Source organism: Pseudomonas sp. LBUM1664 (assembly GCF_059695895.1).
The window spans coordinates 2,522,592-2,534,496 of the sequence record NZ_CP166791.1 but is presented as its reverse complement, the minus strand read 5'-3'; the positions used below and the strand labels follow the sequence as shown (position 1 = coordinate 2,534,496).

At 59.5% G+C, this 11,905-nt stretch carries 14 protein-coding genes; 2 read left to right on the top strand and 12 right to left on the bottom strand.

Annotated elements, in window-relative coordinates; all coding sequences use genetic code 11:
* Window positions 1-36: 36 nt before the first annotated feature.
* The 3 genes from nifS to ACA047_RS11960 are packed head-to-tail and all read right to left on the bottom strand — an operon-like array spanning window position 37 to window position 2,604.
* Complete coding sequence (nifS, locus tag ACA047_RS11970; protein ID WP_497359388.1) at window positions 37-1,245, bottom strand: cysteine desulfurase NifS; 1,209 nt, start codon at window positions 1,243-1,245, stop codon at window positions 37-39.
* A gap of 1 nt (window position 1,246) precedes the next feature.
* Complete coding sequence (gene nifU / locus ACA047_RS11965) at window positions 1,247-2,221, bottom strand: Fe-S cluster assembly protein NifU (RefSeq protein ID WP_497359387.1); 975 nt, start codon at window positions 2,219-2,221, stop codon at window positions 1,247-1,249.
* 59 nt (window positions 2,222-2,280) lie between these two features.
* Window positions 2,281-2,604 carry a HesB/IscA family protein gene (locus ACA047_RS11960; protein ID WP_497359386.1) on the bottom strand — a complete coding sequence of 108 codons (324 nt, stop codon included), beginning with the start codon at window positions 2,602-2,604 and terminating at the stop codon, window positions 2,281-2,283.
* A 385-nt stretch (window positions 2,605-2,989) separates the two neighbouring features.
* Between ACA047_RS11960 and ACA047_RS11955 the strand changes: the two genes are divergently transcribed.
* Complete coding sequence (locus tag ACA047_RS11955; protein ID WP_497359385.1) at window positions 2,990-4,222, top strand: MFS transporter; 1,233 nt, start codon at window positions 2,990-2,992, stop codon at window positions 4,220-4,222.
* On the opposite strand, the gene ACA047_RS11950 is transcribed toward ACA047_RS11955, so the two are convergent.
* Entirely contained in the window at window positions 4,189-4,965 is a 777-nt protein-coding gene (locus tag ACA047_RS11950) for a 2OG-Fe(II) oxygenase family protein (RefSeq protein WP_497359384.1), read from the bottom strand. The genes ACA047_RS11955 and ACA047_RS11950 overlap by 34 nt on opposite strands.
* A gap of 501 nt (window positions 4,966-5,466) precedes the next feature.
* Between ACA047_RS11950 and ACA047_RS11945 the strand changes: the two genes are divergently transcribed.
* Window positions 5,467-5,685 (top strand): Nif11-like leader peptide family natural product precursor, encoded by a 219-nt coding sequence (locus tag ACA047_RS11945; protein WP_497359383.1) that lies wholly within the window; start codon window positions 5,467-5,469, stop codon window positions 5,683-5,685.
* 53 nt (window positions 5,686-5,738) lie between these two features.
* Here ACA047_RS11945 and ACA047_RS11940 read toward each other — a convergent pair whose 3' ends face one another.
* From ACA047_RS11940 to ACA047_RS11905, 8 genes are all read right to left on the bottom strand, one after another.
* Window positions 5,739-6,503 carry a Rossmann-like domain-containing protein gene (locus ACA047_RS11940; RefSeq protein ID WP_497359382.1) on the bottom strand — a complete coding sequence of 255 codons (765 nt, stop codon included), beginning with the start codon at window positions 6,501-6,503 and terminating at the stop codon, window positions 5,739-5,741.
* Window positions 6,504-6,602: 99 nt separating this feature from the next.
* Window positions 6,603-6,899, bottom strand: coding sequence for a ferredoxin III, nif-specific (fdxB, locus tag ACA047_RS11935; protein ID WP_497359381.1), 297 nt, complete (start codon window positions 6,897-6,899; stop codon window positions 6,603-6,605).
* Window positions 6,900-6,910: 11 nt separating this feature from the next.
* The gene (locus tag ACA047_RS11930) at window positions 6,911-7,114 is read right to left on the bottom strand and encodes a CCE_0567 family metalloprotein (protein ID WP_497359380.1); all 204 of its coding nucleotides are present in this window, start codon (window positions 7,112-7,114) and stop codon (window positions 6,911-6,913) included.
* Window positions 7,115-7,189: 75 nt separating this feature from the next.
* A complete protein-coding gene (locus tag ACA047_RS11925) occupies window positions 7,190-7,672 on the bottom strand; it encodes a NifX-associated nitrogen fixation protein (protein WP_497359379.1) in 483 nt (160 codons plus the stop codon).
* Window positions 7,673-7,701: 29 nt separating this feature from the next.
* Window positions 7,702-8,184: a NifB/NifX family molybdenum-iron cluster-binding protein gene (locus ACA047_RS11920; RefSeq protein ID WP_497359378.1), complete on the bottom strand. Its 483-nt coding sequence runs from the start codon at window positions 8,182-8,184 to the stop codon at window positions 7,702-7,704.
* Window positions 8,181-9,563 carry a nitrogenase iron-molybdenum cofactor biosynthesis protein NifN gene (gene nifN / locus ACA047_RS11915; RefSeq protein ID WP_497359377.1) on the bottom strand — a complete coding sequence of 461 codons (1,383 nt, stop codon included), beginning with the start codon at window positions 9,561-9,563 and terminating at the stop codon, window positions 8,181-8,183. The genes ACA047_RS11920 and nifN overlap by 4 nt, the downstream gene beginning before the upstream one ends.
* A gap of 10 nt (window positions 9,564-9,573) precedes the next feature.
* Window positions 9,574-10,989 carry a nitrogenase iron-molybdenum cofactor biosynthesis protein NifE gene (nifE, locus tag ACA047_RS11910; RefSeq protein ID WP_497359376.1) on the bottom strand — a complete coding sequence of 472 codons (1,416 nt, stop codon included), beginning with the start codon at window positions 10,987-10,989 and terminating at the stop codon, window positions 9,574-9,576.
* A gap of 176 nt (window positions 10,990-11,165) precedes the next feature.
* Window positions 11,166-11,897 (bottom strand): 4Fe4S-binding leucine-rich repeat protein, encoded by a 732-nt coding sequence (locus ACA047_RS11905; RefSeq protein WP_497359375.1) that lies wholly within the window; start codon window positions 11,895-11,897, stop codon window positions 11,166-11,168.
* Between the last annotated feature and the right edge of the window lie 8 nt (window positions 11,898-11,905).

The window sequence follows — 11,905 nt, the reverse complement described above, 5'->3', positions numbered from 1 at the left end:
GCGTACCTCCACGGATAAAGCGATGCTGTCCGAATCTCAGGCATAAACGGGGGCGAAACCTTGATCGTTTTCCACCGCAGGACCGTTGCCACTCCAATAAGGGGAAAGCTTGCGCAGTTTCGCGACAATGGCCGGCACCTCACGGATCACATGGTCGATCTCCGCTTCGGTGGTGTAGCGCGATAACGAGAAACGCACCGTGCCGTGGGCGGCGGTATACGGGATGTCCATGGCGCGCATCACATGGGAAGGTTCCAACGAACCCGAGGTGCAGGCCGAGCCACTGGACGCAGCGATGCCAACTTTGTTCAACAGCAGCAGGATGGCTTCGCCCTCGATGTACTCGAAGGCGATGTTGGCAGTGTTGGGCAAGCGGTTGCCGGGGTCGCCGGTGACGAACGAATAAGGCACCGCAGCGAGCACCGCCGCTTCGAGTTTGTCCCGCAGCCGGCGCACTTCAGTGTTTTCGTGGTCCATGAAAGCCAGTGCGCGTTCGGCGGCCACACCCAGGCCGACGATGGATGCAGCATTCTCGGTACCGGCACGCCGACCTCGCTCCTGATGACCGCCGCGCAGCAGCGGACGAAACCGTGTGCCGCGACGCAGATACAACACACCTATGCCCTTGGGCGCATGCAGCTTGTGACCGGACAGCGACAACATATGGATCGAGGAGTGTTGTAGATCCAGCGGGATCTTGCCGACTGCCTGGACCGCATCGGTATGGAACATGACCCCGGCTTCGTCGGCCATCAGCGCCATTTCCTCCACCGGGAAGAACGTTCCGGTTTCATTGTTGGCCCACATCACCGAAACGATCGCCACATCATCGCTGAGCAGGCTGGCATATTCGTCAAGGCTCAGACGTCCGCGCTTGTCGACCTTGAGTTTGTGCACGGCATAGCCTTCGATTGCCAGGTGATCACAGAGGCCCAACACCGCCGGATGTTCCACGGTGGTGGTAATGATGGTCTTGCGTTCCGGCTGGGCGCGGATCGCGGAGAGTATCGCCGTGGTGTCGGACTCGGTACCGCAAGAGGTGAAGATGATCTCCGAGTCATGCTCGGCACCGATCAGTTTCTGTATGCTCTGCCGAGCCGTCTTCAGAGCCAGGCCGACCTGGTTGCCAAAACTGTGCATCGACGAAGGGTTACCGAACTGTTCAGTGAAGTACGGCAGCATGGCTTGCACCACTTCGTCGTCGACGCGGGTGGTAGCGTTGTTGTCCAGATAGACACTATTCATCTCACACCTCTTGCGCGTTGAGTGAGTCTGCCGAACTCATTGGCACCACCTTGATGAACTCACCGAGCTCTTCCATCAGCCGCTGCTGGATGCCACTCAAGGTCATACTCGCCAGCTGGCAACCGGTGCAGGCACCACTGAGCTTGACGTAGACGTTCTTGCCATCGATATCCAGCAACTCGACGTCGCCGTTATCCCGTTGCAGGTTGGGGCGGATCGCTTCCAGCACGGCCTCAATGCGCCGCACACGCTGCAACGTACCCAGCTTGGGGGCTGCCGTGCCAGCAACCGGTGCGGGAGTCGCTTCGGCAGGGGCCGCCGGCGCGACTTCGGGCATTTCCAGGGGCACGATCTGCAGTTTCTTACCAGTCTTGGCACGGGTCGGCGCGGCGACGAAGCTCTCACCGCGGGCGGCCAGTTCTTCCACCAGAATCCGTTCGATGCCTTCATGACAGGAGGAGCAGCCGCCACCGGCCTTGGTGTAGTTGGTAACATCTTCGACGCTGGACAGATTGTTGGCGCGTATGGTGTCACGCACCATCACTTCATCCACGGCAAAGCATTTGCAAATCAGTGCGCCCTCTTCGTGGTCGTCTTCCAGCGCTTCGCCACGAAAATCGGCCACCGCTGCGCGCAAGGCTTCACGGCCCATGACCGAGCAATGCATCTTTTCCGGTGGCAGACCATCGAGGTAATCGGCGATGTCCTGGTTGCTGATCTTCAGAGCATCGTCGAGGGTCAGGCCCTTGACCATTTCGGTCAGGGCCGAGGACGAGGCAATCGCCGAGCCGCAACCGAAGGTCTGGAAACCTGCATCAAGGATGATGTCGGTTTTCACATCGACCTTGAGGGTCAAGCGCAGCGCATCGCCGCAACTGAGGGAACCGACATCGCCGGTGGCATTGGAGCTTTCCACCGCGCCGGCATTTCTCGGGTTGTAGAAGTGTTCCTTTACTTTCTCTGAGTAGTCCCACATGACGGCTGATCTCCCGATGAATCCAGGGTTGCCGACAATGCCGGCAATTGCGTGGTTGCCTAGCAGGCGAAAGATTTACCGCAGCCGCAACTGCTGGTGGCATTCGGGTTGGCGAAGGTAAAGCCACTACCTTCCATGCCTTCGACGAAATCCATGGTCACGCCACCGAGCAATGGTGCGCTGGCTTCATCGATCAACAAGGTAATGCCGTGGCAGTCGACAGTCTGGTCATCGGCATTACCGCTCTGCTCCAGCTTCAGACTGTATTTGAGGCCCGAGCAGCCACCGCTTTCGACCCGGATTCGCAGCCCGGCCACGGGCTTTTCGGTGCCGCTCATAAAGCGGTTCAACGCCGCCATCGCGCTTTCTGTCATGGTGATCATTGGCATCTCTCCTCGGCCGCAGCCGTTGCATGTTCCGACTTTGCAAAGGTTCCGGTGCAAGCCCGATGCCAGCGCATACCAACGATTTTTCATGCTTAAAATCAATAAGATAGAAACCACCACTGACACAAGCCGGGTGTCGTGAACAAGACCATCGGCCGCTCTTGTCGGGTTCACGACACAGCTTCGCCTTGGCCTGCGACAGCACGGCACAGCGGGCTGGCCCGTGCCTTGCACACAGGTCTTGAGGGTTCCTTGCGGGGTCAACCGCTCTGAGCCTTATGTTTTTGTCGGACGGACAAAATCAAGGGACGAAGACCGTTGCTCCTGCATGAATTCACATCCAATCAGATAACGGTGTTCGGGTTTATGCGAGGAAAATGAGATGTTTCGACATATGTTCCGCGCATTGGGCCAGCCTGATTACCGACGCTACTTCATCGGCCAGGGCATCTCCCAGATCGGCAACTGGATGCAGCAGATGGTCTTGTCATGGCTGGCCTGGTCCCAGACCGGTTCGACCTGGGCGCTGACACTGGTGGTCGCTTTCGGCCAGTTGCCTCTGCTGTTAATCGGCCCTCTGGCTGGCGTTTGGGCGGACAGCCATGCTCGGCACCCGTTGCTGCTGGTCTGTCAGACCCTCGGCGCGCTGCTGGCCGCAGGCTTGGCGCTGCTGACGGCCTGGCATGTCTGGCACATCGAAGTGCTGTTGAGCGCGGCATTGGCGCTTGGCCTGCTCAATGCGGTGGAAATACCAGTGCGCCAGGCTCTGCTCGGCAGTCTCCTGCAAGCCAGGGACATGCAGGGCAATGCACTGGCGCTGAACTCACTGTCCTTCAATGCCGCGCGCCTGATTGGGCCGCCATTGGCCGGGGTGGTGTTTGCGCAGTTCGGGGCGCAGATGTGTTTTGCCCTCAACGCCCTGAGTTATCTACCAGCGCTGTACAGCCTGTGGCGTATGCCCCAATTGCCAACACCTCGTATGCCGGAGATCGGCATTCGACAGGCCAGGCAGTGGATCCGACAGACGCCGGCGGCCCGTTGGCTGTTTGTGTGCGGCGCGGGCAGCAGCCTGGGATTGGCACCGTTCATGTCACTGTTGCCGGTCTATGCACAGAATGTGTTCGGCATGGGGCCTGTCGGGCTGGGTCAACTGCTCGGCGCTTCCGGGCTGGGCGCGTTGCTGGCCACCCTACTGCTGGCGGCGCGACGCAGCCATTGGCGGTTGGAGAACATCATCGGCGGCGGCGCACTGATCTTCGGTCTGTGCTGTCTGGGGTTTGCCGGCAATCATCGGATCGAACTGGCCTGGCCGCTGTTGATCGCAGCCGGCGCGAGTCTGGTGGCCTGCGTCACCACCAACGGCATCCTCTTGCAAAGCCTGCTGCCTGATGCTCTGCGCGGTCGGGTCATGGCCTTGTACAGCGTTGGCTATGTCGGTTGCATGCCCATCGGCAGTGCCTTGACCGGTGCTCTGGCAAGTGGCACCTCGGTACAAGGCGCCTTCAGCGCCGCCGGAGTCGGCATGCTGGCGCTGGGTCTGATCGTGGGCTATAAACTGCGCCCGGCCACAGACGCCAAACCTCAGCTCGGCTCCAGTTCGGTATCGCTGAAATAATGATTGAGATGCAGGTTGGCCGAACTGTAACGAGCGATCAGGCAACTGCGGCTGTCCAGGCTCGGCGCGTTGACCAGCAACCCTTGCTGCTGAATCAAGACATCGCCTTTGTTCAGCGCCAACAGCCGCGGAGCCTGGTCGACCAGGTGCTTTTGCAGCGTACGGGCGCCCTCCAGCAGGCGGATTTCCAACGCCTGCCAAGCCTCAAGGCTGGCACCCTCTTCGCGCATCTGCTGCAAGGTGGCGGCGAGCTGTGAATCCGCGGCCAACAGGCGCTGCAAGCACTGACGATTATTGGTGTGGCTGCCGGGAAACACGCTGAGCCCAGCCTCCAGCGGAATCGCCCGCAAAGCAATCCAGGCGCTGATGTGCGGCGTCGCATCGGGGTCGCACGCGTGGCAGGTGCGCAATTGCTGGGTGCTTTCCGGCGAGCCGATGCCTACCGGATAGCTGCGCTCCCCCGCCAGCATGTTGAGAATGCCCAATAATCTGTCGTGATGCACAAGCGTCATGATTGCGCTGCTGGCCTGACATTCATAGGCCTGGCGGCGACGCATGATTTGCGGGTGGATACGCCCGCCCACTCCCTGCTGGGGATTGGCTCGCAACAGGTAGGCCGCAACCGCTCCGGTCTGCTGGTCGATCAGCCCCGGCGCCAAACATTGACGCTGCACAACGAAGCCGTCGCGAGCGAAAGCGAAACTGTCCAACAGTGACACTGAAGCATTCTGGAGCTGGGGCATGATCGTTGACCTACTGTGACGGGACGAAGAAAGCTCAAACGAGAATACTTGTCATTACTACAAAGACAAAGGGTTATCTGTTTGCGTTTTCCGACTCAATTATTCGCTATATAGATTTATATATAGCCATAGCCCGAAGCAGTATGTGTGCCAGCATCAAATCTTGTAGAAACCCTGCAAGACCTGGACGCCCCGATGTCGGGATCAAGACGATCAGGGCAACAACAGCATTTTTTTGTAGGCTTTATGACACTGGTGAGGGCGTTCCAGTGGCGATCGCCTGTTCACCGTCATCGTCACCAGACGACGCTACGCATTGAGCACCGCTGCCGACTGTACGCAATGCGTCGCTGCGGCTTGTCGCAATCCCGACAATGCTATAAATACAACAACGCAACATATTGATTAAAAAAGATTAGTTCAGGCATCCAAGTTGCAATGGAGCCAGTGTAAGGCGCTGTCGCCTTGCTCCTCCAACCGCAACAGAGAGAGAACAACAGCATGCCTGTCAAAGTCATCAAATCTTTTTCGCAGAAGGCCCGCGCCGATCAGGCCCTGGGCGAGAAACTGAAATCCTGCGAAAAAATTCGCGAAGTGCTCGCGCTCGGTAAAGAGAACGGCTTCAACATCGACGAAGCATCGCTCTATCCGCCGAACGAACCACAGTTCACGGAAGATCAATTATCGGAAAAAATGGTCAAGGCGCTGCTGCGCGCGTGATCCCGACGCGCGTGGGGCACGGCTCCACGCGCCGCTACGAGTGAGCTGTTTCTTCAGGCATCGAGTGCCAACAGCGCGTATTGCACCGGCCCGCTGAACAAACGGGTGCCACCGCCTTCGGCGGCGACCCGCAGTGCTGCTTGAGCATCGAGCACGCGAACGCCCGCCAGATAGTTAACACCGAACTGCTGCCATTCCCGCAACCAGGGCAGGCTCGGCCCCATCAGTACCACTTGGGCATGACAGCTCAACTCCAGCAACCGCGGCAGGGTTTTGTTGGCGATACTACTGGCGCTGATAAATACCCAGTCAGCAGTGGGCAGCAGGTACTCGGCGGCGCTGTCCGGCAGGTCGCCCTCCTGCTGCTGCCGCTCAAGGCAGGTATAAGGGAAGCCCTGCCAGAGCGTTTCAAGACCCGGGTAATGACCAATGACCACGACCTTGCGGCCCAGCAGTTGCGGACGAAAGTGAGCGAAAACCCGCAGATGACCGGGCACATCCTCAAGAATCAGCTGCGCCTGGCTCGCGCAACCAAGCGGGGTGTTGATACAGGCATTGAGCACCGCCAAGCCGACCGCCGCTTCGGCATCATTCCAGGACAACAACCACCGACGCAGGGTCTGGCTCGGCTGGTCCTTGAGGGTGCCGGCCCAGCTCAGCGTGCGCGGCACTTGACGTGGGCTGAACGCGAAGCCGAGACTGCCCTCGACTTGGGCGATGGTCCAGTTGAGGCCCAGACACACTTGCTGCACAGCGGTGGCGTCATTCACGCCCCCCAGCAGCCAGTCGTAAAGGCGCGACTCACCGAGGGCTATCACAGCGCCGCCGGGGTCAGTTTTTCGTTCCAGGGCTCAGCGTCGAGCAAGTGTGCCTGAACAACGAATATAGGGAAGTCGGATGTGACCATGGCTCCTTCCTTAAATCGCAAGTGCTTCATGGGTATGACACTGCTTGGGGCAGACCCGGGCGCAGGACATGCAGCCGATACAATCCATGCCGTCCTGTACGCTCATGACCTGCATTTCGTCGTCCTCGTCATAATCGTCCTCATCCTCAAGCACGCTACTGCGCTCAATCAATGCAAAGACATTTCGCGGACAAACCTTGTAGCAGCGTCCACAGCCGATGCACTTCTTCGCATCCACTGATATCACAAAATGCGGCGTCCACTCACCGCCTCCCCGGGTCAGCCCGGTCACCACTGCCTGTTCCATACTGATCTCCTTCAGCCCGCCTGTTCCAGCCGTTTGCGCGCTTGGGCCCAGTCTTCACAGGCCTGATGGGTTTGCATCGCCAGTTGCGGCAACTGGCTGTAGTCAATCAGCAGACGATCCTCTACCAGGTCGTGAATCTGCGCCGCCCACTCGGTGGCGATGCGTTTTTTCTGGCTGACTTCTTTCTGCAGGGCCTTGAGTTGTTCATCAGTCATCGTCACCGTCCTCCTCTTTCCATCCGACGACAGCCACGGTACGGCGCCGCGGTAAACATCGCCTTGCTACGGGTGTTAAAGCTCGGCCACCGTGCGGTGTTCTGCAATCAACAGGGTCGCCTTACCCAGCACCTTTTCCGACTCCTCGATCAACGCGTCCAGAGAGTCGAAGCCGAAGCGGTGCACATCGCGCAAGGTCTTGTCCAAAGCAACCAGCTTTCCGACTACGATCATTGCCCGGCCAAACCCTTCGTGGCTGATGTTGATGAATGGCACCGCCAGCAAGCCGGTTTCACGCTCCATCATCTGGGCGATGGCGTTGTAGTACGCCTTGACCCGGGACAAGGTGGTTTCGTCCGGGTCGCCAACGATGGGAATGTTGCGGCGGCGTTCCTTGGTCAGCACCAGCGGGTCCACCACCCGCACGTCGCTCCAAGTGTCATAGGTGCCGTAGCTGTCCATGGAGCGCAGTTGCACGACCATCTGTCGAATGATCGGCTGCTGCAGAGCGGGGTCGTTTTCCGAAACCAGTTGATGCTGCTCGTTTATGTCATGCATGCCAGTGTCCTCGTAGCGAATGTTCTGGGCTATTCATCCCAGGCCTGATCGGCCATGGCCTGGAAACGCTGACCGTTTGCCCCCTCGATACGCTTGATCGCCCGCGCTAGCCAAGCCGAAGGTCCTTCGCGTAATTCGATCTGGAGAATCTCGATCAGCTCTTGAATATCAGTGGTCTGGGAAACCTTGACCGGTTGTACGCCAACGCTCAGCAACTGACGTATCGCCGATGCCCCACAGGCCCGGCAATACACAGCGATGCAGCCGTCGAGCAGATTCAGCTTGCTGACCAGCTTGTCCTCGTTGCCGTCCTGCTCCTGTTCCTGCTCGGCGAACTCGGCCACAGAAAGCACCTTGGCCCGGTCCTGATTGACGCCGTAGATCACAAAAGCTCGGGAGGAACCAAAGTGCTGGTCGACCTGCACTCGGTCCGCTGAGGCGAACGCCACTTTGAGCAACGTACCATCGTCTTCACCATCGACTATCTGCAACTTCCGCGTCGGCCCTTTCATGTCTCAGTGCCCCCTTGATGGATGTTCACAGTCGGTTTCTGTGCGTAGATAGAGTGGTAGGCGACGATCCCCGGATGATGCTCGACCACCAGGTTGGCGATATCGAACAGCACCTGACTGGTACCGCGATAACCCAGCCAGCAACGCTGAAACCCACCCAGCAGGTCGTATTGCGGAAACCCCATGCGCAACAGCGGGATGCCCAGGCGTTGCGCACAATCCAAGGCATGGCTGTTGCCCAGCAGCAATTGCGCCTGCGCGTCACGGGCACTGTGCTCCAGGTCTTGGAGATCGCCGACCTGAATCCGCTCCAGCGGTGAATTCGCCAGGCTCGGCGCACGCGCGGGAACCACCGCGCTCACCGTGTGTGCGCCCATGCCGCGCAGCAGGCGATCGAAACCCAGCAATAGATCAGGTTCGGCAGCAATCGCCACCCGGGCATCCCCGAGCATGAAATGGGTATCGAGCATACAATCCTGCAACTGACGCCGTTGACGCTGCCAGCGTTCCGGAACCGGATTGGCGCTGATATCGGCCAGCACCATCAACCAGGCGTCCACGGCGTCCAACCCCAGCAATAGGCCAAATCGGTAATCGGGCACGCTGCTCAAAGCCCGCAACGCATCGGCGGCGCCGTTCAGACTTTCCCCTACGACCAGGGTGGCGATGCTCTGGGACGCGCTCGCCAGCTCATCCACGCTCAGGCCGCCGGTGGTCAATGGGTTGAACGAAGCGGCGTCCAGGTGACCATCCAGCGAGCCCGACACGTCAGGAATCAACAGGGCGTGCAAGCCGAAGCTCTCGATGCTGTCGCTGATGAACTCCAGGTCGCTGGGTGTCAGGTTGGCTGAGCTCAGCACGTTGACTTGGCGCGGCCGCTGGCCCACGCGGCTGTGATCGTGAGGGATCAGGGTTTCGATGATGGCCTTGACTGCCAGCGCAAATCCGCTTTCGAAACAACCGGAGAAATCCGGGGTATTGACCGCCACCACGGCCACCTCGTTGAATTCATCGAAGGCCTGGCGAAACTCACGGACCGCCCGGTTCAGGTCGCAACCCTGAGTTTCCGCCAGACCGGTGCTGACCAGACCGATAAGCCGTGGGTGCTGTTTCTCGCAAATGGTTTGCAGCGCCTGGACGATATTTTCGTCGGCGCCCATCACCGACGAAGCCTGGTCCATGGCTGTGGTTTGCAAGGGTACCGGCTCGCGAAAATGCCGGACGAAAAACACCTTGGCGAACGCGGTGCAACCGGCAGCGCCGTGCATCAATGGCATGCTGCCCTGTATCCCGAGAAAGGCCAGCGCGGCGCCCATGGTCTGACTGGCCTTGAGCGGGCTGATGGCCAGGGCTTTGTTGCGATTGACGATCTCAGTCATGGTGATCTCCTCAGGCGCTGATGACGCTCATCGCAACGGTACTTTCGCGTATCCCGGCCCACGGCGCGGGACGACGTACCGATTCCCATACCGGGCTTTCCAGGGTCAGGCAGAGCTGGCGGACCAGTTCGAGCATGCCGATGTAACCGGCGTAGCCGAATTCACGCTCCTGGTTGATATCCAGAAACGGAATCCGCGCCTTGAGTGCCGTGTACATGTTGCGGCCACCCGCGATGAGGATGTCGGCGCGGTACTCCTCTACCGTGCGCAACAAGGCCCGGGGGTTGCCCTCCTCGAGCATCTTCACGTCATCGCCCATCAGCTCGCGAATGCGCGCCTTGTCTTCTTCGGTGGATTTCTTGGTGCCGGTGGCCACCACTTTCATGCCCAGATCCTGTAAGGCAGAAACCACCGACCAGGACTTCACACCTCCGGTGTAAAGCAACACCCGCTTGCCCTGAAGTCGTGCACGCCAGGGCTCCAGCGCCCGGTGAATCTTCGCTTCCTCGCGCTCGATCAGCGCTTCGGTGCGTGCGGTGAGGTCGTCGTCGCCGATCAGCCGGGCAAAATCGCGCAGGGATTGTGAGGTATCGGTAATACCGTAGAAACTGCCTTCGAACCACGGCGTACCGAAGCGTTCCTGCAGTTTTCGGGCGACGTTGAGCATGGCCTTGGAGCAGACCATCATGTTCACTTCGGCCGCATGCATGCTCTGCACTTCACGAAACCGTGCATCACCGGACAGCGTACACAACACCCGCAGTCCCAACTCATCGAGCAACGGCAGTACATGCCAGAACTCGCCAGCAATGTTGTATTCGCCAATCAAGTTCACATCATGCACCCGAACACCGTCTCGCTGGCTTTGCTCGGGTAATGGGTCGGGCTCACGGGTGCCGATCACATACTTGACCATCGCTTCTCCGGCGATGCGGTTGCCAAGGTTCTTGGTGCCGTAAAAACCGGCGGCATCCACCGGCACCACCGGGGTATTGAACTGTTCGCTGGCCGCCTTGCACACCGCATCCACGTCATCGCCAATCAGTGCCGGTACGCAGGTGTTGTAAACGAACACTGCCGCCGGGGCATGGCTCTTCACGACCTGACCTATGGCGTGGAACAGACGTTTTTCGCCGCGCCCCATAATCACATCTTGCTCGTTCAAATCCGTGGTCATGCCGACACGATACAACTGCGGCCCGCTGGAACGCGTGCCACGGTTATCCCAGGAGCTCCCGGCGCAGGCGATGGGCCCGTGGACGATATGCGCCACGTCGGCAATCGGTAGCAACGCGATCTGCGCGCCATCGAAGGCGCAGCCACCATCGGTCGCACCCGGCGCGGATTTGGCACAACCGGATTTCTCCTTCTTGTCATGGGCGCAAGCAGGCTCATTGAGCAACTCGGAAATGTCTTTGGCTTTCATCGCCTATCCTCAGGGTTGTCACATCGCACGCACCGGGCCCCATGCCCACCCATTCGTGAGAGCAAAGCCTGTACCAATCAATAAGCCATTGTTTTAAAAGTTCTTTATTACTTAAGTGCTTGTCGCAAAGCAGACGGTTGTCGGGTATGCAACACGCTGCTTTGCTCCATACATCGTCAAGACAGGCGCTCGGCAATCGCCGCCTGAACTTCAGGATCCTGCTCATCCAAGTCACGCAAGGCACTGAGTGGCGCGTTTTCAACAGCGGCCAGGCGCACGCTCCAGTCACAATCGTGAAGCAAGTCCAGCAAGTCTTCGCCGACCAGACGCGAAGCAACCAGGCGGCGTACTTCCGGTTCCGGGTCGTTGCTCATCAGGCCCAGGCTTTCCACTGGCAGACGGCGGGCGACAAATTTGCGCACCTGGCGGTCTTCGTCGCGCATGAAACGGAACAAACGGCCAGGGGCTATGCGCTGCACGACGTAGGCGCGAACCAGGTAATCGATGTCGGTGGCCATTCGTTCGAGCTGGTCCAGGGGCAAGCGGTCGGCGACGGTGATACGCACTTCCCGATCCGGGTCGTGAATCAGCTCGACCAACTGTTCCCGCGGTAGCCGATAGGCCACGGCGCGGCGTACGGCTTCGTCAGGGTCGTGGATCAAGGGTCCCAAAGATTCCAAAGGGGCATAACGCACGGCGATGGCCCGGCGCTCCCAAAAAGAGTCGCCCAGATAATTGACGGCCTGCTGGGGGTTGTTACGCAAGAAGCGGTCGATCTGTCGCCCGCTATGGGCCGCGATACAGATGTCGGCAGGTATGCACTGCCCCTGGACCAGTAACGTGTCACGAAAACAGCACGCACGACAGTCGCCGGTGGGCATCAGGCTCTGGCTTTCATCGTCTGCCATAGCGCCGT